This window comes from Sagittula sp. NFXS13 (assembly GCF_040148795.1).
Classification (GTDB): domain Bacteria; phylum Pseudomonadota; class Alphaproteobacteria; order Rhodobacterales; family Rhodobacteraceae; genus Sagittula; species Sagittula marina.
The window spans coordinates 232752-254893 of the sequence record NZ_JAGEMH010000001.1 but is presented as its reverse complement, the minus strand read 5'-3'; the positions used below and the strand labels follow the sequence as shown (position 1 = coordinate 254893).

Sequence of the window (22142 nt, the reverse complement as noted above, 5' to 3'; positions counted from 1 at the left end):
GTGCAAAACCCGTCCCACGACCACCCCGATGCGTCAAGCTTGGGTGGGCCGCGAGACCTGCAAAACCTGCCTTTCGTGATCGACCTGCACGCTAGGTGGCAGGCAAGGCCCGCTCCACCAGCCGCGCAAAGAACGACGCCCCAATCGGCGCAATTTCATCTTTGAAATCGTATTCCGGGTGGTGACAAACTGGCGTATCCCCTTGACCGAGGAACAGATATGCGCCGGGACGGGCCAGCAGCATGTAGGAAAAATCCTCGCCCGGCATGATTGGATCGGCGTTTTCATTCACCTTGTCTGCACCAACCACGTCGCGTGCGACATCGGCGGCAAAACTGGCTTGTGCAGGATGGTTCACTGTCGGCGGATAGCCCTCTTCGTACACAAATCTGGATGAACACCCAAAGCTACGCGACTGATTTTCAATGATTTCTGACATACGCGCCTTTACGATCGCCTGCGCTGCAGGATCGTAATAGCGCACAGTGCCGTTCAACGTCGCGACCTCTGGAACGATGTTCATGGCGGTGCCGGTATGGATCTGCGTCACGGACACGACAACACGGTCCAGCGCGCTGAGATTACGGCCCAAAATTGTCTGAAGAGCCATCGTGATGCTCGCCGCTGCCACCACCGGATCGACGGTATTTTGAGGTTGCGCGGCATGACCACCCTTGCCGGTGATCTCGATGGTGAATTCGTCCACGCCTGCCAACATGGCCCCGTGGTTGGTGCCAAATGCGCCTAGCGCATCACCGGGCATGTTGTGGATGCCATAGACCTCCTCGATGTTGAAACGGTCCATCACACCCTCTTCGACCATGATGCGCCCGCCGCCGTCGTTCTCTTCCGCCGGTTGGAACAAAAGCGCGACGCGGCCAGCGAAATTTCGCGTCTCCGCCAGGTATTTCGCCGCCCCCAGCAACATCGTCGTATGGCCGTCGTGGCCGCAGGTATGCGCCATTCCCGGCACCGTCGAGGCATGCTCGGTCCCGGACATATCCTGCATCGGCAATGCGTCCATGTCGGCACGCAAACCAATCGTCTTGCCCGGCTCACGCCCTTCGATAATCGCTACAACGCCGGACCGCGCGATACCTTCGTGGATATCCGTGACGCCAAATTCTCTCAACTTATCAACCACAAACGCCGCTGTCTTAAAGCAGTCCAATCCCATTTCAGGGTGTTGATGCAGATAGCGACGCCAGGTCTTCATCTCGTCGGCATTGGCTGCGATGGAATTCACGATGGGCATTTGAGTCTCCGCGATGTTTCCGGCACCTTGCCCCCGATGCGATCAAGGAGAAAGCCCCAGATGTCTGGACTTCGCCGCATGTCTCACGCACACCAGCGCCACAAGCAGACGCGAGGACGCCCCAATGACTGACCTGATCCACGATCCCAAAGGCGGTATGCCGCGCCTGCTGGAAATCATGCGCCGCCTTCGCGACCCCGACACCGGCTGCCCGTGGGATCTGGAACAGGACTTCGCCAGCATCGCGCCCTACACCATCGAAGAGGCCTACGAGGTCGCTGACGCCATAGAACGCGAGGCTTGGGACGAGCTCAAAGGCGAGCTGGGCGATCTGTTGTTCCAATCCGTCTTTCACGCGCAAATGGCCGACGAAAAGGGGCTGTTCGATTTCAACGCCGTGGCCGACACCATGTCCGACAAGATGGTCGCGCGACACCCGCATGTCTTTGGCGACGAAAGCCGCGAAAAATCCGCCGATCAGCAGACCGTCGACTGGGAAGTGATCAAGGCCCAGGAGCGCGCCGCCAAGCAACAGGACGGCGTTCTGGACGGCGTCGCCATGGGCCTGCCTGCCCTGATGCGCGCGGTGAAGCTTCAAAAGCGGGCCGCCCGCGTCGGCTTTGACTGGCCCTCCTCAGACGACGTGATGGACAAGCTTCACGAGGAACTCGACGAGATCCGGCAGGCGGAAAACCGCGACGAACAGTTCGAAGAATTTGGCGACATGTTGTTTGTGGTGGCCAACCTCGCCCGCCATCTCGACATCGACCCCGAAGCCGCCCTGCGCGCCGCAAATGCCAAATTCACCCGCCGCTTTGGCTTTATCGAACAGAAACTGGCGAAGGAAAACCGTGCTCCGAAGGACAGCAACCTGACCGAAATGGACCGCCTCTGGGATGCCGCCAAGGTGCATGAGAAGGCGCAAAAGAACCTGAAGGAATAAATCAGGTATTGACCCGATTATTTCAGTCAGGTTTACAGGCTTCGACCAATTTCGAGGAGAACTTTAATGTTTCTGCGCGCCACCACTGCCCTGACCCTTGCCGCTTTGGCCGCCCCTGCGCTGGCTCAAGAGGAGGTTAACGTCTACTCCTACCGTCAGCCCGAACTGCTGGCCCCCTTGACCGATGCCTTTACCGAGGAGACCGGCATCAAGGTCAACGTCGCCTTCCTTGACAAAGGCATGGTTGAACGTCTGAAGGCCGAAGGCCGTCGCTCCCCCGCCGATCTGGTGTTCACCGTCGACATCTCGCGCCTGAACGCCGTCGTCTCGGCTGGGCTGACGCAAGCCGTCGAAAGCGAAACGCTGTCCGCCAATGTGCCCGCTGCGTACCATGATCCCGATGGTCATTGGTGGGGCCTGACCACCCGAGCGCGGATCGTTTACGCCTCCAAGGACCGCGTCGACCCGTCCGAAGTGACCACCTACGAGGATCTCGCCGATCCCAAGTGGAAGGGCCGCATTTGTATCCGCTCCGGCACCAATGCCTACAACGTGGCGCTGGTCTCTGCGATGCTGCACCACCACGGCGAAGAGTACACCAAGGAGTGGCTTGAAGGCTTGAAGGCCAACCTCGCGCGCAAGCCGCAGGGCAACGACCGCGCGCAGGTCAAGGCGATCTGGGCTGGTGAATGCGACATCTCCGTGGGCAACACCTATTACATGGGCAAAATGCTGGAAGATCCGGAACAGACCGAATGGGCGAATTCCGTCAACGTGCTGTTCCCCACCTTTGAAAATGCCGGCACGCACGTCAACATTTCTGGCGTGGCCATGACCGCTGCCGCGCCGAACAAAGACAACGCCCTGAAGATGATGGAATTCCTGACCTCCACCGAGGCGCAGGAAGTCTATGCAGAGGCCAACTACGAATACCCCATCGCGCCCGGCTCGGAGGCGATCGAGCTGGTGCAAAACTGGGGCGAATTTGAAGCTGACGATGTCAACCTGATGACCCTTGCGAACCTGCGCGGCGATGCGCTGCGCCTGATCGAAGAAGTCGACTTCGACGGTTGATCTTCAGCAAAATAGAATTCCCCGCGGCCGCTTTGTTCAAGCGGCCGCGCGTATTTTAAGGGTATCCTTGGCAGAGGGTAAATCGCTCAGGGCTCTGCCTCCATTCCCGGACGCGCTCGAGCCATAACACTGCCGAGACAAGTGTGACCGATGATCCAGCGCATCGGATCAACAAGTACACACCGCTTGCGCTGCGCGCCCCTGCCCTGAGGGTGACCCGTGGCCCGCGTTGCACGCCAGACCTGGAAAGTGTTGTGCGACGGCAATGATGTTGCCGTCTGCCTCACGACATTTTCGATGAGATTCTTCCGCCGCATATTTCGACCGTACGGCCCTTGCGGTTAACCGTCAGCCACTGGGGCGCGTGGGTTTGCGGTCGATAGCTTCACCGGCAGCGCAGAACTATGGGGCTGGCAGGTTTCAGTCTACACCCCAGACACCCTGCGTTCCGCGCTCCACATAAGCGCTATGCGCCCTTCTCAGAACATGGGCCCGTTAATGTAAGTCCGGACAGGGACAAGGCTCTCACCCTCGGCGCAGGCCTCCTGACAGCATCCCGTTAACAGTCGCGCGCAGGCAGCCACCTCTGCCACGGCTCCCCCCGTTATCGCTGCCAGAGCACCGTCCACAAATGCCGCAGGCCGAAACGCGAAACGGCGGCCCTTCGCGGACCGCCGTTCACGTCTTTCCCGAAAGGGAAGAAAACTTACTGCGCTTCGGAGATGAACTTCACCGCGTCGCCGAAGGTCTGAATGGTCTCAGCCGCGTCGTCGGGGATCTCGATGCCGAACTCTTCTTCGAACGCCATGACCAGCTCGACGGTGTCCAGCGAATCCGCGCCGAGGTCGTCGATGAAGGAAGCCGACTCGACAACCTTGTCTTCTTCGACGCTCAGGTGCTCGACAACAATCTTCTTCACGCGATCTGCGATGTCGCTCATGTTTTTATCCTCACAAGTCAAAGGGCTTTCGCCCAGCTTTGCCCGACCCCACGGCGGACGTTCTTTTGCCCCGTGGGGGGCGGCTCGATCTATCTGGGTAAACCCCATAAACCGGCTCGCGTACAGTGCGAACCGGCATCAAATCTGGGGGGCCTATAGCACAGGCATCCGGGATCGCAAATGCTTTCCACAATGCTCCGGGCAACGGCCCGCCCAGTATTCACAACATCGCCATACCGCCGTTGACGTGCAAAGTCGTCCCCGTCAGGTAGCCGGCTTCGGCGCTGGACAGAAACAGAACGGCGGCGGCGATTTCGTCAGGAGACCCCATGCGACCGGTCGGGATTTGCCCTAGAATGCCAGACTTCTGGTCATCGGTCAGCTTGTCGGTCATCGCGGTTTCGATAAAGCCGGGAGCCACGGCGTTCACCGTGATTCCACGGGACGCAACCTCGTAGGCCAGCGATTTGGACATGCCGATCATGCCCGCCTTGGCCGCAGCATAGTTGCCCTGACCAGGGTTGCCGGTCGATCCCACCACCGAAGAGATGTTCACGATACGACCCCAGCGCGATTTCATCATGCCGCGCAGCACGCCTTTGGACAGGCGGAAGGTCGAGGTCAGGTTGACCTCAAGCACAGTGTTCCATTCGTCCTCGGACATCCGCATGAACAGGTTGTCGCGGGTAATCCCGGCGTTGTTCACCAGGATATCGACCGCGCCCATCGCCTCGATCGCCTGCTTCGGCAGCGCGTTGACCGCGTCCGCGTCGGACAGGTTGCAGGGCAGCACATGCGCACGCTCCCCCAGCTCTGCGGCCAGGGATTCGAGCGGCTCGGTGCGTGTACCGGACAAGCCCACCGTGGCACCGGCCGCATGCAGCGCTTTCGCGATGGATCCGCCAATGCCACCGGACGCGCCGGTGATCAGGGCGCATTTCCCAGTCAGATCAAACATATGTGTCTCCTCTCCCCGTTCAGGGGTTGTTCAGCCGTTCAGGCTTTCGACCGCAGCGGTGACATCGGCGGCGGAGCCGATGTTGCGCACGCCTGCGGGCTTGTGGATGCGACGGACCATACCGGACAGCGCCTTGCCCGCGCCAATTTCCCAGAACTCGCTCACGCCCTGCGCCACCATGTATTCCACCGACTCGCGCCAACGGACAGAGCCACAGACCTGCTCCACCAGCAGTGCGCGGATCTCGGTCACGTCGGTCACGGCGCTTGCGCGCACGTTGGCCACCAACGGCACCTTGAGCGCTGCGATGTCGACGCCCTCCAGCGCCTCGGCCATGACCTCTGCGGCGGGCTGCATCAGCGCACAATGGAAAGGCGCGGAGACGGGCAGCAGCAGCGCGCGCTTGGCGCCCTTGGCCTTGGCCACCTCAACAGCGCGTTCCACAGCAGCTTTCGACCCGGAGATCACAACCTGCGCCGGGTCGTTGTCGTTGGCCGCAGCGAGTACATCGCCCTCGGCGGCCTCTGACACCACTTCTCTCACGCCCGCCAGATCAAGCCCCAGAACAGCAGCCATCGCGCCCTGGCCCACGGGGACAGCCGCCTGCATCGCCTCGCCGCGCTTGCGCAGCAGACGAGCGGCATCGGCCACGGTCAAAGACCCGGCGGCGGTCAGTGCAGTGTACTCGCCCAGCGAATGGCCCGCGACAAAGGATGCTGCGTCGACGGTGACGCCCTCGGCCTCCAGCGCGCGCAGCGCAGCAATCGACGTGGCCATCAGCGCCGGCTGCGCGTTGGCCGTCAGGGTCAGCGCGTCGATCTCGCCTTCCCAGATCAGGCCAGACAGGTTTTCGCCAAGCGCGGCGTCCACCTCGTCAAAGACGGCTTTGGCTGCCGGGTAGGCCTCTGCCAGATCACGGCCCATGCCGATTGTCTGGGCGCCCTGCCCCGGAAAGATGAATGCGCGGCTCATGCCCTCTCCTTTATGTATTGTCCTTGGGAACAAACCATTAACCGTCCCGAACCGGTGAAGCAACGTGTCCCGCACAAACTCTGTGCAGCGGCGAGGCTTGTGCGACTGCGGCATTCCGCTAAGTCAGGAGCGATCTCATCTCCGACGGAGCCTTTCATGCCCCTGACCAACACAGCCACCCGTTATGGCAGCGTGACCAAGACCTTTCATTGGCTGATCGCGCTCGGCATTATGATCATGATCCCACTGGGCGTCATCGCGCACGACGCGCCGTTCGCCACCGCCGACCAGCTCGCCTACAAGGCAACGCTGTTCTCGATCCACAAGACGCTGGGCGTGGCGATCTTCTTCATCGCACTGGCGCGGATCGTCTGGGCCATCTCACAGCCAAAGCCAACCCCGATGCACCCCGACCGCAAGGCAGAGACGTTCGCCGCCGAGGTCGTGCACTGGCTGCTCTACGGCTCACTGGTGATGGTGCCGCTGTCAGGTTGGAGCGAGCACGCCGCCACCGATGGCTTTGCACCGATCTGGTGGCCCTTCGGGCAGAACCTTTTCTTTGTCCCCAAAAGCCCGGCGCTGGCAGACATGCTGGCCACGGTGCACTATCTCTTGGCTTGGGTTTTGGTTGGCTCCATCGTCTTGCACGTGGTCGGCGCGTTGAAGCATCACGTCATCGACAAGGACGCCACCCTGCGCCGCATGTGGTTCGGTCAGACCGAAGCAGGAGGCGCATCGGTCTCGCACAGCTTGATGGCCCCTGTGGCGGCTGTCGCGATCTGGGCGGCGGTGCTCGGCGGTGGCTGGACCCTTGGCATGTTCAGCCAAGACGCAGAACCACAAGCCGAAGCTCTCGCAGACGTTGAAAGCGACTGGCAAGTGACCGAAGGCACACTCGGCCTGTCCGTCCAGCAATTCGGCAAAACCGTCAGTGGCAGCTTTGCTGACTGGACAGCTCAGATCGACTTTGATGACAGCGACGGCAGCGGTGAAAAGGGCGACGTGACAGTCACCGTCTCGATCCCCTCATTGACCCTGGGCAGCGTCACGACTCAGGCCTTGGGCGCGGATTTCCTCGCCGCCGAGACGCACCCCACGGCGACCTTCACAGCGCCGATCCTCCGGACCGAAGACGGCTACGTATCAGAAGGCACGCTGACCTTAAAAGGGGCAGAGGTTCCGGTCACCCTGCCGTTCACGCTAGACCTGAACGGCGACACCGCAACGATGCAAGGTCAGACCACGCTGGACCGCCGCAGCTTTGGTGTTGGTGACAACATGAACGACGCTGAACAACTGGGATTTGATGTGGTGATCGACGTGGCGCTGACCGCCACACGCGCCACAGATTAAGCGACCCGGCGCCAGCCCCCGTCCCATCGCTCCAGGCGTGCCCCCACGGGGGCGCGCAGCAGTGGCATCATGCGGTCCTCGAAATTCAGCAAAAGCCCGATCGGGCCGTGGTACAATGAGCCGGCCCCATCGCTGCCTTCTGCAAAAGCGTACCAGCCGGTTTCCGGATATGCGCCCTTCCCTGCGTGCGGCGCGCGCCGTTCCAGCCAGCCCACATCCGCCGCGCCCGTCAGGATCAGCGGATCCATATGTGCTCCGGCAAGGTATCGCATCTCCTCTTCCAGATCATCGACGCGCATCTCTGACACCGCCCAAATGTGCCGAGGCATGAATGACAGAGAATTGTCAGCTGACAATCCCGGTGGAATCTCCCCGTCAGGTGTGCCGGTGCACCCTTCAGCGGTGACCTCTGCCAAGCGCACCCAGACGCGTTCTGCCGCACCTTCAAAGAAGCCGTCCGGGGCCAGCCCCAGCTGCACGCGGTCGCCCGGCCTCAGTGCAGCCAGTTCTGCCGCGGATGGCAAAAAGAAAGTATAGGGGGCGTTCTGTTTGATGGGCTGTGGGTCGACGACGGACCAGCCAGTCCCACCGCCGTTGCCCCAGCCACCCTCGGGGACTGTATCGAACATAAGGTTACCTCCATTTCCCGCAATTGGCCTCGGAAATGGGGCAGAAATGCGTTTGAGGACGAAGGCTTCTCCAGCGCATTTGACACAAGCTGAGACCACCTTGGGCGGTCGATTGGTCCTCCATGGAAAGATGAGCGCAGCCAGCGGAGCTGCGGTTAAACACATTGGCTTTCTGGCTGGAGGCACTCTCCTTTTCGGTTTCAACATTTTGCGAGCGCTGATTAGACGCGAGGGACTGGAGGATCCTCGAAGAAACCTGCGAGATGCCTGCAAAGCAGATCGCACAAAACGAAGGTCGGGTGTTCGATAATATCCGGGCGCAGGTTTGACGCAGCGGTCCGGAACACGCAGCTCAATCGGTCACATGGACGAGGCGCTGGCGTCTCTGGCACCGTTGCCTTGATCAAGGCAAGACATGTTCCCCACCCGCGCCACATCCGAAACCTTGGCATGAGGCGGCGCATAAAAAAGGGCGAGGAAGCATCGTTCCTCACCCTCCTTCAGACTTTGGCTTTCACCTTGACGGCTGGCGCATATAGCAGACCGTATCACCGCATCGGCAAAAGAGCTTAGTCGGCTTTCATGGCTTCGATGGAGATCCGGACGTCGACCTCATCCGACACGTAGGGGGCAAATGCGCCTACGTTGTAGTCGGACCGTACCAGAGTGGTTGTGGCATCGAAACCGGCCCAAGGCTTGCCTTCCATCGGGTGATCACCCGCTTGGTTCAGCTTGGCGTCCAGGTCGACCGACTTGGTCACGCCGTTCAGGGTCAGGTCGCCCGTGATGATGGCAGTGTCTTCGCCGGTGACTTCGATACCGGTGGAGGTGAACGTCACCATTTCATCGTCGTCGGCCCCAAAGAAATCTTCGGACATGAAGTGCTCAAAGCGGGCTTCCCAACCGGTCAGCATGGACCGAACGGGGAAAGACACTTCGACGGAGGAATTGGCCGGCTCTTCCTTGTCCCAATCAATCTCACCCTCGAAACCGGAGAACATGCCGGTACCGGTGGAGAAACCGAGGTGATTGTAGGTAAAGACGATCTGGCTGTGCGAAGGGTCGAGGGTGTAGGCTTCACCCGCAATTGCGGTCATCGGAGCCAGAGCAAGCGCGGAGGCGAAAAGAACAGATTTCATTTGGTGTCATCCCGTTTTTTGTATGGTTTGTAAGCGGGAACGTATGCTTCTGCGCGGCAAGGACAATCCGGCCAAATCCCACAGGACCTGTGGAGTTTCGAACACTGGCGACGGAAAGCGTGCATAAATGCGAAAGGTAGGACCAAAGGTTCCGATTGGTTCTTTAAGTCAGCTGTACAGCGGCTCACCCCCTTCGCCCCATGACACTGCGCTTGGCCGGAAACACACAGTGCGACAACGCATTCGGAATGGATCTGCCAAGTCTGGGCTTAAAAGCCGGTTGATTTCATCTTGAGACCGTCCCGAGAGATGCAGAGAGCGCCCCTACAAGCAACGGCTTTGATGACCAGACGTCAGCGGGTTTCCTTTGCCACGACGATCAGACACATTCCGATGATCAGCATGAAGAGCGAAACGCCCAGCTTCATCAGCATCATGTCGCTCGACCCTTCGGCATTGCCAACGATCCAGATACCAAAGGCAGACATTGTCAGCGCGAACCCCACAGCCATCAAAACATACCGCAATACCAATTTGCCGAACGGGGTGACGTCGCGCCGGCGCGCACTGGAACGGCCATTGGGGCGCGTGATTGCGATCATGAATGCTTCCCATTCTCAACTGCTGCGAAAAACTTGTTACAAAAGTCTTCGAACAATGGGCCGGAAATGGGGCGTTCTGCGGGCAAAGTCGTGCCAAAGCTGCCCTGTTCATCGCTTGACTGCCAACCTCACCCACGCGAACCTGCACGGCCTGGCACACAGGGGTTGCGCCGCGCGGCAATCGGTGTATACGGGCGCTTCCTTCCGCACTATCGGTAGAAACGCGCGGACTCTCGTGGGTCGGGCGCGGAAGGTAAGCCCGCCCTTTGAAACGCGCCTTGACAAAAATGGAGCGAACATGCCGCTTTATGAGCATGTCTTTATCTCGCGTCAGGACTTGTCCAACGCGCAGGCAGAAGGCCTTGTAGAACACTTCAGCACAGTTCTTTCGGACAATGGCGGCAAAGTCGTCGAATCCGAATACTGGGGCGTGAAGACCATGGCCTACAAGATCAACAAGAACCGCAAGGGCCACTATGCCTTTCTGAAGACCGACGCACCGTCGACGGCCGTTCAGGAAATGGAACGCTTGATGCGGCTGCACGACGACGTCATGCGCATTCTGACCATCAAGGTCGAAGAGCATGAAGAAGGTCCTTCCGTGCAGATGCAGAAAAAAGACGACCGTGGCGACCGCCGCGAACGTCGCCCCCGCGACTGAACCCCGACACAAGGAGTATAGACAATGGCTGCAAAACCGTTTTTCCGCCGCCGCAAGGTCTGCCCCTTCTCGGGCGACAACGCACCAAAAATCGACTACAAGGACACACGTCTCCTGCAGCGCTACATCTCTGAGCGCGGCAAGATCGTCCCGTCCCGTATCACCGCCGTTTCGGCAAAGAAGCAGCGTGAGCTGGCCCGTGCGATCAAACGCGCCCGCTTCCTCGCCCTTCTGCCCTACGCAGTGAAGTAAGGAGAGCGACATGCAAGTTATCCTTCTCGAACGCGTGGCAAAGCTTGGCCAGATGGGCGACGTTGTCGACGTCAAACCCGGCTTCGCACGCAACTACCTGCTGCTGCAGGGCAAGGCGCTGACAGCGTCCAAGGAAAACATCTCGCAATTCGAAGAGCAGAAAGCTCAGCTCGAAGCGCGTAACCTTGAGACCAAGAAAGAAGCCACCGCTCTTGGCGATCGTCTCGACGGCCAGCAGTTCGTCGTGATCCGTCAGGCGTCTGACGGCGGCAACCTGTACGGCTCCGTCACCACCCGTGACGTGTCCGACGTGGCGACCGCTGACGGCTTCTCGATCGACCGCAAGCAGGTCATCATCCGTCAGCCGATCAAGGTCCTCGGCCTGCACGAAGTCGAGGTGCACCTGCACCCCGAAGTGATGGTCGTGATCACCCTGAACGTGGCCCGTTCGCCCGAAGAAGCTGAGCTTCAGGAATCCGGCAAGTCCATTCAGGAACTGGCCGCTGAAGAAGAAGCACAGGCAGATTTCGAAGTGTCCCAGCTGTTTGACGACATCGGCTCCGCCGCGTCTGACGACGACGATGACGCTCCGGCTGCTGAAGAGGCGACCACTGAGCGCGACGACGACTGATCGTCCGACTTTTGTGACTATGGTTGGGCCGTCTCCCTTCGGAGGCGGCCTTTTCGTGTCACGAATTACCTAGAAATCGCGCGATATAACCTTTGTCCAATTATCCTTTGGTAACATTCGGCCGTTAAGGATCGTCCTAAGCGAGGACCTAGGGAGCGATCAACATGGCCTTTTTCCGAAAGACCCCCCCCGTAGAGGGGATTGGGCGGCGTTACGAGAAACCTGACCTGCTTGATGTGATTGACGCAACCCAGGCTGTCATCCACTTCAAGCCGGACGGAGAGGTTTTGTTCGCAAACGAAAACTTCCTCTCTGCGCTTGGCTACGAGGCCGAAGAGGTCGAGGGCAAGCATCACAGGATGTTTGTAGAGGAGGAATACACGAAATCCGAGGAATACGCCGATTTCTGGCACAAACTCGAGGCCGGTGAGCCATTCACCAGCCAATATAAGAGAATTCGGAAGGATGGCGAGCCGATCTACATTCTGGCCACTTACTGTCCTGTGCGCGACCAGATCGGTATCGTCCGCCGCGTGATCAAGATCGCATCCGATGTCACCGATCGACAAAACACAATCAACGAGATCGAAAAGGGCCTCAATGCGCTGAGTAGTGGCGATCTTAGCCTGCGTGTCGGGCACTCGTCAGTGCCAGAGCTCGTGGTCTTGGGCGAGGCCTTTAACGCGACGATGGATAACTTGTCGGCGCTGGTCGAAAACGTGAAGCGCGTTTCTGATACGGTGTACACTGCGTCGCAGGGCATTCAGTCCACGACGATTGGCCTGAGCCAAAGGACCGAAACGACAGCCGCCACCCTGGAGGAAACCGCCGCCGCCATTGAGGAGCTTTCTTCGACCGCGAATAGCGCGGCGGAGGAAGCCAAGTCTGTGAAGGCGACCGCCGATGAAACCAGTCAGACCGCCGAAACAGGGCGTGAGTTGGTAGGAAGCCTGACGGAGGCCATGGAAAAGATCGAGTCCTCCTCCGATCAGATCGGGGAGATCATCTCCGTCATCGAGGGAATCGCCTTCCAGACAAATCTGTTGGCGCTCAACGCCGGTGTCGAAGCCGCACGCGCAGGCGATTCGGGACGGGGCTTTGCCGTCGTCGCCTCCGAGGTGCGTGGCCTTGCGCAGCGCAGTTCTGAGTCCGCCTCCGAGATCAAGTCCCTGATCCAATCCAGCTCTCAGAATGTGAAGGATGGATCTACGCTGGTTGGCCGTGCCGCCAAGGAATTCGAATCCGTATTCACCGGTGTGAACAACATTTCCACTAGCGTACAGCATATTGCCTCGAACCTTCAGATGCAGTCCGACGTCCTGAAGGAGATCAACGTCGCGGTTAGCCAGTTGGACCTGGCGACACAGCAGAACGCGGCCACGGTGAACGAGGTCAATGATTCCGGCATTCTCCTCGCGCGCGAGGCGGAAACCCTGGTTGGCGAAATTTCCCACTTCTCTGTCACCGGCTCAGTCAGCGGTGCAGAGGCCCCGGCATTTCCGGTCGGCGAGTACAGCAAAGCGGGCTGAGACCTGTCTCAGAATTGAACGTCTCGGGCGAAGTGCCGCCACGCAAAAGGGCCACCCTTTCGGATGGCCCTTCGCTGGATTCCATTTATCGGCGGCCTAAAAACCGCTCGAAGATTACTCTTCGTCGAGCTCTTCGACGGCTTTCTGAAGATCATCTTTGGAGACTTCCGTCTCGGTCACTTGCGCCTGCTCGGCGATGTGATCGATCACTTTGTCTTCGAAGATCGGCGCACGCAGCTGCTGCTGCATCTGCTGGTTCTGACGCACGAAATCAAAGAACGCGCGTTCCTGTCCAGGGTACTGGCGCGCCTGATTCATGATCGCCTGTGTCATCTCTGCGTCGGTCACTTCGACCTCTGCCTTCTGACCCAGCTCTGCGAGGAGCAGACCAAGACGCACGCGGCGCTCGGCCAGCTTGTTGTGCTCTTCGGTCGGGGTGATTTCCGGATGGTCGTGACCTTCCACTTCCGGGTTTTCCTCGTGCCACAGCTGGTGCGCGATCTGGCCTGCCTCGGCCTCGACCAGGGACGGCGGCAGGTCAAAGGACACCAATGTATCCAGCTCGTCCAGCAGGCGGCGCTTCATCACCTGACGTGCGGCACCGACGTATTCGGCTTCGAGACGCTCCCGGATCTGACCTTTCAGACCTTCAAGGTCTTCCGCGCCAAATTTCTTTGCCAGTTCGTCGTCGACCTCTGCGGCCTTCGGCGCTTTCACTTCCTTGATTTTGCATTCGAACACGGCGGCTTTGCCTGCCAGGTTCTCTGCGCCATATTCCTCAGGGAAGGAAACTTCGACGTTTTTTTCTTCGCCAGCTGTCACGCCGACCAGTTGCTCTTCGAAGCCGGGGATGAAGGAGCCGGAGCCCAGCACCAGCGGATAATCTTCTGCGGCGCCGCCGTCGAACGCTTCGCCGTCAACTTTGCCGAGGAAGTCGAACACAACCTGGTCGCCATCTTCGGCTGCGCCGTCCTTGGCTTCGAAATCCTGTGCGGTGGACGCAAGGTTCTGCAACGCCTCATCAACAGATTCGTCGTCTGCCTTCACGACCAGCTTTTCCAGCTTCACACCAGAAAGATCGACCTCCGGAATTTCCGGCAACTTTTCGTAAGACATTTCGACCTGAACGTCGTCGCCCTCTTTCCAGTCCTCGTTGGTCATCTTGACCTCGGGCTGCATGGCGGGGCGATCGCCCGATTTTTCGAAGTGCTCATTCATGGCACCGTCGATGGTTTCCTGCATGGTTTCACCCATGACACGGGGGCCGAACTGCTTTTTGAGCAGCGCCATGGGCACCTTGCCCTTGCGGAAACCCTTCATCTCAACATCAGGCTGCGCCTCTTTGAGTTTCTCGGTGACCTTATCGTCCAGTTCGGCCGCCGTCACGGTGATGGCGTAGCCGCGCTTGAGGCCTTCGTTCAGCGTCTCGGTGACCTGCATCGTATCTTCCCTCGAATGAAGACGCGCCCCACAATGGGGGCGCAATTGAATTTGGCACCTTCTATTGCCCGAAACACAGCAGTGCAAGACGATTTGGCGCAAGTTTGGCAGGGGTAGCGGGGCGCATTGGCACGCTCCGTCAGCGCGCACTGATCACGGCAGCCGCCACGCCGGTCCATCGGTTGGCAAACGTGAACGCATTCTTGATCATGATGCCGAGGTGGTACCGCCGGTGCCAAGCATTGCGGAAGTCGAAATCAAGACCGGCGGGCCTCGAAACATCTGATGTCATTCACAGAAGATGATTGCCCTCTGGCGGCATCGTCCTTGTCCAGTGGCTGGCGATCTCTGCGGCCTGCGTCAGCCAGATCTCATCCCGCCTGCTGGCGACATGGGCAAGAGCACGCCGCAGATGACGGAGGCGAAAGGGTTGGCCGACGATGTAAGGATGCAGTGCGATCCCCATCACAAGGCTCTGGTTTGCGGACTGCTGCAGCATCTCGTCGCAGGTGTCGATGATCATATCGGCAAATTCGGATGCGCTGTCTTTTCTCGCGACAATGGCGGGAATGTCGTTCAATTCCTGCGGATAAGGCACGCTCAGAAGCGGGCCTGCACGGGTCTTCATCCAGACCGGCTGATCATCCATGCACCAGTTGAGCGTATAGGAGTAGCCCGCCTCGACCAGCAGATCGGGTGTGACAGGGGATTCTGCAATCCAGGGGCTGAGCCACCCCTTTGGCGGTGTCCCCTCGGCTTTGAGCAGCGTCTGGGTGGCCTCTGTGATCATGGCGCGCTCCTGCACCTCGGTCATTGTGCTTTGACGTTCGGAGTTGGTGCGCCCGTGTGCTGCGATCTCATCTCCACGGGTCCGAAATGCGGCCATGAGGTCGGGCGCATAATCGTACATGACACTGTTGGCCAAGATCGTCGCCGGCATATTGAGTTCATCCAGGAGATCCAGCATGCGCCACGCGCCCACCCGGTTGCCGTAATCGCGCCAAGCATAGTTCAAAACATCAGGTGGTGGCCCACCCGGAGCAAGTTCTGCCCCAAGGCCCTCGCCGAACGAGAAGTGTTCGAGGTTCAGCCCGATGTAGACCGCTAGCCGTTTTTCTCCCGGCCAGAGGAGCTTTGGACGCCGGGTGATCGGCACGTACTCGTATCGGCCATGTCCCGGGAGGCTCATGACGGAGCCTCCGCCAGCCTAGACTTATGCGGCATAACCTCGGCTTTTTCGTTCGAGGCCTGTGTTTCGAGAATAAGGCCATCGCTGAGCGTGAAGGTGCCGTTATATCGCTTGACCCCAAACGGCATATCCGGCCGCGCCTCGTAGAGATAGCCGGATTTGAAAAACCGATCCTCACCTGTGCTTGTGTTGAAGGCCGCACCGGTGCGGCGGATCGGTTCCTCTCGCTTGGTCTGGACCGCGGCGCGCCCATTGCGAGAGTGGATCGACCGCGCGCCTGTGAGAACCGCGCCGTAGTCCGAGGGCACATATGGAGACACCGCTTTGGGAACCAGCGTCATCGACGGTGTGCAGTTTGGATCGACGGCCTCATTTCTGTGGCTCAATGAATTATGCTGCATTGACGGGACCTTGTCTTTGTATTGGCCAGAAGATGGGCGCCAGACAGCAAGCGTACGCCGTCAGAGAGCCGGAACACCTGGTCACTGAACCAAGAAAGCCTCCGCCGCATCGTGTTGCGGTGATTAAGCGACAGATTTGCGGTCTTGCAAGCGGCGGCGGTGGTTTATGCTTCGGTCTTTTCTTCTTATCTCAATAAGTTAGCGCCTTGTTCGAGAACTTGCTGCAAAATGTGGCAGAACGTCGACAAAGTATAAGACCCCGAACTGCTGGGCCCAGATGATGCTTTAAAGCAGCGCAGTTTGCGAACGATCCATTGGCCAGCAGCGCACGGCACAGACCTGTTCCGCGAAGCGACGTGACGATCCGACGTCGGGGACGCGATCCGGTCCAGCGAGGTCAGAAGGCACGTCCCTCGCACCCGGTGGCGTGCAGGGTGTCATTTCGGCCGATCGCAGCGGATAGAGCGAAATTTCTGGCCTGAGGGAGGCACTCTTTTCGAAGTCTCGGCAATGGGTCAGGGCGTGACTCAAATGAATCAGTTCGCAGCCTGATTCGCATCAAACGTAAATAATCCGTGACAACACCCCGCGCGTAAAACACCCTATGGAAAAACCTAAGGCAACCAGAGCAGGACGCCATCCATGAAAAACGAACAAGGCTCGCAGGCTGCGGGGTGCCTGCCCGCGCGCCATCTAACGCCCGATCAGGCTCTCAACGCACTTCCCTTGGGGACGACAGTCCTTACGCTCGATGGGCTATTGCCTGTCGAATACCTAAGCGCAGGTGACCGCGTGATCACGCGCGGTTCCAGCGTTGCTCGTTTGGTGGCCTTGCGCCCGTTTCAGCGTCAGGTCGCAACGGTCGGCATCAAGGCCAGCACGCTTGGCAACCACAAGCCAGAGCGGGATGCCGTGCTTTGTGCGGCGCAGGAAATTCTTGTTCACGACTGGCGGGCCAGTGCGTTGTTCGGTGCCTCGCAGGCATTGGTGCCGGTGGCGCGCATGATCGACGGCACATTCATCAAGCCGCTCGGGCTGAAGCATCTGCATCTGTTTGAACTGGTGTTTGACGTGCCGCAAATCATCTACGCCGACGGGCTGGAGCTGGCGGCAAATGCACAGGTTACTGCGCACACCTGATAAAGTGGGTGGCGTGAGGGCGATCCCCCCTCACGTCACAGGCCGATTTGGCGGAACACTTGTGGCAGCGCCTCAGGCAAATCTTCTGCGATAAGGCCGGGTCCAAAGCTGCGCGCGGCTTCCACATGCAGCCATGCCCCCACCTCTGCGGCGCGCAACGGGTCCAACCCGCGCGCCAGAAGGCCCACTATCATCCCGGCCAACACATCCCCTGCCCCGGCCGTCGCCAGCCATGGCGCGGCGCGATCGCCCGCCGCGGTCTGTATCGCATGACGCCCATCCGGCGCGGCGATCACCGTTTCTGCCCCCTTGAACAAGACGACGCTGCCGGCGCGCGCTGCGGCTTCTCGCGTGGCGTCCAGTTTAGAGACCTCTCCAGCCTTGTGACGCTTTGCAATGTCGGGAAAAAGCCGCGCGAATTCACCGGCATGTGGTGTCAGCACAACGTGATCGTGCAACATATCGAACAACGCCTCTGGGGCGCGCTGGAACCGGGACAGCGCATCGGCGTCCAGAATGGTGCCCCGCTTGGCCCGCAGGGTGGTCTTGACCAGTTCCGCCGTGGCAGGCCCAAGCCCCAGTCCGGGCCCCAGGCACACGGCAGTGATACGCCCGTCTTCCAGCATCTCCGCCAAGCCGGCAGTACCGTCGAGACCGCGCACCATGATTGCGTTCAGCTGAACCGCGTTTTCCGTGACGGCACGCAAAGGACACCCCAGCGTCACCAACCCGGCCCCCACACGCAAAGCCCCGCGCGCCGCCAGCCGCGCTGCCCCGCCCTGCCCCGGTGGGCCACCGACAATCACTGCGTGGCCATGGTCATATTTGTGCTGCTCTGGGCGCTTGCCGAGGAGCGCCGACAAGCCCTCTGGTCGGGTCTCGGGTGTGGACATGTAAACAGCGCCTCCTTGGATCATGGCAGTCTGGAAAAGATGTAGCGGGAAAGCCTTACAAACCGATATCGACGATCGTCAACGTCGCATCCGCGAGGTTCGGGCTGTCGTGACAGGGCTTACGGGCGTGGAACGTAACGATCAGATCCGCTGGTGCAGGCCGGTCAGCCAAAGCATCGCCCGTATCCGCGTCATAGCCGGTGGGCACATCGACAGCGACAAAAGACGGCGCACGCCCGGAGACCTGATTGGAAATATACTGCATCATCGCGTTGAACGGCGCGAGCGGCTCATCCATCGGGGCACGCTGACCGATGCCAAAGAGCGCATCCACAATCACCACGCGCTCCGCCGCGTCATCGACCGCATCGCAGAGCGCTTTGGTCGTCATGGGAACCACCGGCGCGTGCCTCGCCCACAAGTCGTAATTTGCTTTCGCATCGGGCGGCAATGCGTTGATGTCCCCGAAATTGGACACAAAAACCCGCCACCGTTTCTCCGCTAGCAACCGCGCAATGACATAGCCGTCGCCGCCGTTGTTGCCGGGACCGCAGAGAACGATGGCATCTGTCGGGGTGCTTTCGGCATTAAGAGGAGCGCCTGCCGCTGGCACACGCGCCGCCGCGCCCTGCAGATCCGGCCAACGGTCAGAAATCGCCCGCACCACGCCCGCGCCTGCCCGCTCCATCAGTGCGCGCCCGGATACCCGCCCCGATTGCATCGCAGCCTGCTCGACTGCTTTCATCTGCGCTGCTGTCACCGTCTCAGACATTGTCGCCCCCCTTTAGACAGAACCGCGATTCAATTTCGCCCATTTTTTACGCAAACAGATGAAAAAATAGAACCCGCCTGCTAATTCATCATTGCGACTCCCGTCGCGCTGACCCTACCTGATTGTGACGGCGGAACAGAAGTGATCTGCCGATGACCGACACGGGAAGCGAAGGGGGCCACCTCATGAAAAAGATCGAAGCGATCATCAAGCCATTCAAGCTGGATGAAGTTAAAGAAGCTTTGCAAGATGCCGGCATTCAAGGCTTGTCTGTTGTCGAAGTCAAAGGCTTCGGTCGTCAGAAAGGCCACACGGAACTCTACCGTGGCGCAGAATATGTGGTGGATTTCCTGCCCAAAGTGAAAATCGAGATCGTGCTTGACGACGATCAGGTCGATGCGGCCATCGAGTCGATCGTTGGTGCCGCAAAGACCGACAAGATCGGCGACGGCAAGATCTTTGTCTCGACCATCGAACAGGCTATCCGCATCCGCACCGGTGAATCCGGCTCGGACGCGCTGTAAGCCGACCAGCACGGGGGCCGCCCCTCGTGCCAAGAATACTGAATTTCTGATAGAGAAGGACTGTATAGAATGACAACCAACGCAGACGTTCTGAAGCTGATCAAGGACGAGGACGCAGCCTACGTCGACATCCGTTTCACGGACCCCCGCGGCAAGCTGCAGCACGTGACCGTGGTGTCCGATCTTGTTGACGAAGACTTCCTCGAAGAAGGCTTTATGTTCGACGGCTCCTCCATCGCGGGCTGGAAGTCCATTGAAGCCTCCGACATGAAGCTGATGCCCGATCCGTCTTCCGTCTACGTCGATCCCTTCTACGCGGAAAAGACCATCTGCATTCACTGCTCCGTGGTCGAACCCGATACCGGCGAATCCTACGAGCGTGACCCGCGTGGCACCGCCGAGAAGGCCGAAGCTTATCTGAAGTCCTCCGGCGTGGGCGATGTGTCCTACTGGGGTCCGGAAGCTGAATTCTTCCTGTTCGACGATGTGCGCTTCTCGAACTCGATCAACAAGGTTTCCTATGAAGTCGACGCGCTCGACGCGTCGTGGAACACCGACACCGAATACGAGATGGGCAACACCGGCCACCGTCCGGGGATCAAGGGCGGCTACTTCCCGGTCAACCCGATCGACGATGGTCAGGACATCCGCTCCGAGATGCTGTCCACCATGAAGCGCCTCGGCATGAAGGTCGACAAGCACCACCACGAGGTGGCGTCCTGCCAGCACGAGCTGGGCCTGATCTTCGGCACGCTGACCAAGCAGGCTGACGAACTGCAAAAGTACAAGTACGTCATCCACAACGTCGCACAGGCGTATGGCAAGACCGCAACCTTCATGCCCAAGCCGATTTACGGCGACAACGGCACAGGCATGCACTGCAACATGTCCATCTGGAAGGACGGCAAGCCGCTCTTCGCAGGCGACAAATACGCGGATCTCTCCGACGAAGCCCTGTTCTTCATCGGTGGTATCCTGAAGCACGCGAAATCGCTGAACGCCTTCACCAACCCGTCGACGAACTCCTACAAGCGTTTGATCCCAGGGTTCGAAGCACCTGTTCTGCGCGCCTACTCCGCATCCAACCGCTCTGGCTGTGTGCGTATTCCGTGGACCCAGTCCCCGAAAGCAAAGCGCGTCGAAGCACGCTTCCCCGACCCGTCGGCGAACCCCTACCTGTGCTTCTCGGCCCTGCTGATGGCCGGCCTCGACGGGATCAAGAACAAGATCCACCCCGGCGAAGCCATGGACAAGAACCTCTACGATCTGCCGCCGGAAGAGCTGGAAGGCATCCCGACCGTTTGCGGATCGCTGCGTGAGGCCATGAGCGAACTGGAGGCAGACCACGAGTACCTGCTGGCAGGCGACGTGTTCACCAAGGACCAGATCGACGGCTACATCGCTCTGAAGATGGAAGAAATCGAACTGTACGAGCACACGCCGCACCCGGTCGAGTTCGGCATGTACTACTCCTGCTGATCGCGACGAGTTTTCGACAATTACGAGGGGCGCCTTTCGAGGTGCCCCTTTTCTCATGCGGCGGAGCGGCTTTCGTTTTGATGGTCTAAGTGCCAGACGTCCCCGCAAAATGTCGACATTTTGGCCCCGCTGCCGTTTGCAGAATATCCAAGACATAAAACCGCATCCCTCAGCAGCATGGCGAAGAAGCCCAGGCCACGCCTCAGAGCTTCCAAATCAGCTGCACTCAGCGGCCCAGATCCGAAACTCGTTCTGATGTCTTGAAGTTTGGGGCAGAAGTTGGCCAGCCACCGGATGCAATGGTGCTAATCCCGCCCGCCCTGTGGGCTACAGGACCTGCCACCACGTCACTGCCAAGCGATATTTATGCCTGTGCGCCGGCTTGGCCCGGAACAGTCTGTTCACGACTTGGGACAAGGATGTCTAAATCCTGCCTCAGACTGCGCGTTCCAGACATTCTCGACACATTCACTGACAACTAAGGCCGTATCGCACCGATTGCGGCCAATTTCGCCGCAGGTGTCGAAGTCAGTACATATTTGGCCAATTTTCTTCCCAAGTCAGATGGCACTGTGGGCCTCAGCAAACATGCATCGCTTGCCAGGGAAGTTCAGACCATGACAGCATCCGTACAGTTCGTTTTCGAGGACCAGCAGGCAGTCGCCCTGCCGCGGCTGTTGGACATGGTACGGCACAGTCTGCGCAGCCCGGATGTGGAAGCAGGTCAGATCAAAGGTGCGTCCCCGTCCTCCCTGAGGTTTGAGGCACCGGGTCTCCAACTCGATTTCTCGCTGTCGCGCCCTGGCGACGAGATCGTCGTAACATTGTCTCTGTCACTGCCTGACGTTTCGGACACCGCCGCCGAGGCCTTGCGGCTTGCCCCAGTGGCCTTTGCCATGCTGAGGGACACCGAAGCGCAATTCGTTATCTGGAACGGCACGAAGGCGCGCATTCCGCGGGAGGCCTTTCTTACCGGTCTTGCGGCGCAATTCGGAGCGGCTTCGAAAGCCGCGCGCTCCGGGACCGCCATCTCACCGCGCCGCGTCACCCCCAGCACACCCTCGCTGACCCCGCGCCGTCCGTTTCAGCAGGAGGCACCGACCGGACGGCCGCGCGCCACGGATCGATATTTCGACGCTCATGTTCAGACTTTTGAGACCTTCATGAAGATGGAACTTCGCCGCGCACCCAATAAAGCAGAAATCGCTCAGATGCGGGAGGACATGCAGCCAAAGCGTCCCCGGCTCAAGGCGGGCTCCGCTGGGCCGAACAGCGCGGAATTGCGTGCGGCGTCACTGGTGACGACGATTACCGCCCTGGTGATAGGCAGCGGCGCGCTCCAGATCACCTGACTCCTGCCCTTGCG

24 protein-coding genes are annotated in these 22142 nt (G+C 59.7%); 11 read left to right on the top strand and 13 right to left on the bottom strand.

The annotated features are described in order from the left end of the window. Nucleotides 1–91 precede the first annotated feature (91 nt). Nucleotides 92–1255 (bottom strand): M20 aminoacylase family protein, encoded by a 1164-nt coding sequence (locus J4E08_RS01205; RefSeq protein WP_349536944.1) that lies wholly within the window; start codon nucleotides 1253–1255, stop codon nucleotides 92–94. 124 nt (nucleotides 1256–1379) lie between these two features. On the opposite strand from J4E08_RS01205, the gene mazG reads away from it, so the two are divergent. Beyond that, on the top strand, nucleotides 1380–2198 hold the full coding sequence (mazG, locus tag J4E08_RS01200; RefSeq protein WP_349536943.1) for a nucleoside triphosphate pyrophosphohydrolase: 819 nt from the start codon (nucleotides 1380–1382) through the stop codon (nucleotides 2196–2198). A 66-nt stretch (nucleotides 2199–2264) separates the two neighbouring features. Next, nucleotides 2265–3272, top strand: a complete 1008-nt coding sequence (locus tag J4E08_RS01195) for a Fe(3+) ABC transporter substrate-binding protein (RefSeq protein WP_183965296.1) — start codon at nucleotides 2265–2267, stop codon at nucleotides 3270–3272. A gap of 706 nt (nucleotides 3273–3978) precedes the next feature. Here J4E08_RS01195 and J4E08_RS01190 read toward each other — a convergent pair. The 3 genes from J4E08_RS01190 to fabD form a co-directional block, all read right to left on the bottom strand. Further along, nucleotides 3979–4212 (bottom strand): acyl carrier protein, encoded by a 234-nt coding sequence (locus tag J4E08_RS01190; RefSeq protein WP_183965298.1) that lies wholly within the window; start codon nucleotides 4210–4212, stop codon nucleotides 3979–3981. Between the two features lie 220 nt (nucleotides 4213–4432). Beyond that, nucleotides 4433–5170, bottom strand: coding sequence for a 3-oxoacyl-ACP reductase FabG (fabG, locus tag J4E08_RS01185; protein WP_349536942.1), 738 nt, complete (start codon nucleotides 5168–5170; stop codon nucleotides 4433–4435). A gap of 30 nt (nucleotides 5171–5200) precedes the next feature. Beyond that, the gene (gene fabD / locus J4E08_RS01180) at nucleotides 5201–6142 is read right to left on the bottom strand and encodes an ACP S-malonyltransferase (protein ID WP_349536941.1); all 942 of its coding nucleotides are present in this window, start codon (nucleotides 6140–6142) and stop codon (nucleotides 5201–5203) included. Nucleotides 6143–6298: 156 nt separating this feature from the next. On the opposite strand from fabD, the gene J4E08_RS01175 reads away from it, so the two are divergent. After that, on the top strand, nucleotides 6299–7495 hold the full coding sequence (locus J4E08_RS01175) for a cytochrome b/b6 domain-containing protein (protein ID WP_349536940.1): 1197 nt from the start codon (nucleotides 6299–6301) through the stop codon (nucleotides 7493–7495). Here J4E08_RS01175 and J4E08_RS01170 read toward each other — a convergent pair. From J4E08_RS01170 to J4E08_RS01160, 3 genes are all read right to left on the bottom strand, one after another. Continuing rightward, nucleotides 7492–8124, bottom strand: coding sequence for a hypothetical protein (locus tag J4E08_RS01170; RefSeq protein ID WP_349536939.1), 633 nt, complete (start codon nucleotides 8122–8124; stop codon nucleotides 7492–7494). The two genes, J4E08_RS01175 and J4E08_RS01170, sit on opposite strands and share 4 nt — an antisense overlap. Nucleotides 8125–8693: 569 nt before the next feature. Next, a complete protein-coding gene (locus J4E08_RS01165; RefSeq protein WP_349536938.1) occupies nucleotides 8694–9263 on the bottom strand; it encodes a YceI family protein in 570 nt (189 codons plus the stop codon). A 353-nt stretch (nucleotides 9264–9616) separates the two neighbouring features. Then, complete coding sequence (locus J4E08_RS01160) at nucleotides 9617–9865, bottom strand: hypothetical protein (RefSeq protein WP_183965310.1); 249 nt, start codon at nucleotides 9863–9865, stop codon at nucleotides 9617–9619. A gap of 298 nt (nucleotides 9866–10163) precedes the next feature. On the opposite strand from J4E08_RS01160, the gene rpsF reads away from it, so the two are divergent. From rpsF to J4E08_RS01140, 4 genes are all read left to right on the top strand, one after another. Further along, entirely contained in the window at nucleotides 10164–10526 is a 363-nt protein-coding gene (gene rpsF / locus J4E08_RS01155; protein WP_183965312.1) for a 30S ribosomal protein S6, read from the top strand. Nucleotides 10527–10550: 24 nt separating this feature from the next. Further along, on the top strand, nucleotides 10551–10778 hold the full coding sequence (rpsR, locus tag J4E08_RS01150; RefSeq protein WP_005982441.1) for a 30S ribosomal protein S18: 228 nt from the start codon (nucleotides 10551–10553) through the stop codon (nucleotides 10776–10778). Between the two features lie 10 nt (nucleotides 10779–10788). Next, a complete protein-coding gene (gene rplI / locus J4E08_RS01145) occupies nucleotides 10789–11409 on the top strand; it encodes a 50S ribosomal protein L9 (protein ID WP_183965314.1) in 621 nt (206 codons plus the stop codon). A gap of 164 nt (nucleotides 11410–11573) precedes the next feature. Next, nucleotides 11574–12938, top strand: a complete 1365-nt coding sequence (locus J4E08_RS01140) for a methyl-accepting chemotaxis protein (protein WP_349536937.1) — start codon at nucleotides 11574–11576, stop codon at nucleotides 12936–12938. Between the two features lie 114 nt (nucleotides 12939–13052). Here J4E08_RS01140 and tig read toward each other — a convergent pair whose 3' ends face one another. From tig to J4E08_RS01120, 4 genes are all read right to left on the bottom strand, one after another. Further along, nucleotides 13053–14378, bottom strand: coding sequence for a trigger factor (tig, locus tag J4E08_RS01135; protein ID WP_183965318.1), 1326 nt, complete (start codon nucleotides 14376–14378; stop codon nucleotides 13053–13055). Between the two features lie 139 nt (nucleotides 14379–14517). Next, entirely contained in the window at nucleotides 14518–14670 is a 153-nt protein-coding gene (locus J4E08_RS01130; protein WP_349536936.1) for a hypothetical protein, read from the bottom strand. Next, nucleotides 14671–15567, bottom strand: a complete 897-nt coding sequence (locus J4E08_RS01125; RefSeq protein ID WP_349536935.1) for a polysaccharide deacetylase family protein — start codon at nucleotides 15565–15567, stop codon at nucleotides 14671–14673. Next, a complete protein-coding gene (locus tag J4E08_RS01120) occupies nucleotides 15564–15908 on the bottom strand; it encodes a hypothetical protein (protein WP_349536934.1) in 345 nt (114 codons plus the stop codon). The genes J4E08_RS01125 and J4E08_RS01120 overlap by 4 nt, the downstream gene beginning before the upstream one ends. Nucleotides 15909–16610: 702 nt before the next feature. Between J4E08_RS01120 and J4E08_RS01115 the strand changes: the two genes are divergently transcribed. Continuing rightward, entirely contained in the window at nucleotides 16611–17108 is a 498-nt protein-coding gene (locus J4E08_RS01115) for a Hint domain-containing protein (RefSeq protein WP_349536933.1), read from the top strand. A 35-nt stretch (nucleotides 17109–17143) separates the two neighbouring features. Here the strand turns inward: J4E08_RS01115 and J4E08_RS01110 are convergent, their stop codons facing one another. Further along, nucleotides 17144–18001 carry an NAD(P)H-hydrate dehydratase gene (locus tag J4E08_RS01110; protein WP_349536932.1) on the bottom strand — a complete coding sequence of 286 codons (858 nt, stop codon included), beginning with the start codon at nucleotides 17999–18001 and terminating at the stop codon, nucleotides 17144–17146. Between the two features lie 55 nt (nucleotides 18002–18056). Then, on the bottom strand, nucleotides 18057–18773 hold the full coding sequence (locus tag J4E08_RS01105) for an NAD(P)H-hydrate epimerase (protein ID WP_349536931.1): 717 nt from the start codon (nucleotides 18771–18773) through the stop codon (nucleotides 18057–18059). A gap of 185 nt (nucleotides 18774–18958) precedes the next feature. Here J4E08_RS01105 and J4E08_RS01100 point away from each other — a divergent pair, with 185 nt between their 5' ends. From J4E08_RS01100 to J4E08_RS01090, 3 genes are all read left to right on the top strand, one after another. After that, complete coding sequence (locus J4E08_RS01100) at nucleotides 18959–19297, top strand: P-II family nitrogen regulator (protein WP_183965330.1); 339 nt, start codon at nucleotides 18959–18961, stop codon at nucleotides 19295–19297. Nucleotides 19298–19366: 69 nt separating this feature from the next. Next, on the top strand, nucleotides 19367–20776 hold the full coding sequence (gene glnA, locus J4E08_RS01095) for a type I glutamate--ammonia ligase (RefSeq protein WP_183965332.1): 1410 nt from the start codon (nucleotides 19367–19369) through the stop codon (nucleotides 20774–20776). A 617-nt stretch (nucleotides 20777–21393) separates the two neighbouring features. Beyond that, nucleotides 21394–22128, top strand: a complete 735-nt coding sequence (locus J4E08_RS01090) for a hypothetical protein (RefSeq protein ID WP_349536930.1) — start codon at nucleotides 21394–21396, stop codon at nucleotides 22126–22128. Nucleotides 22129–22142 lie beyond the last annotated feature (14 nt).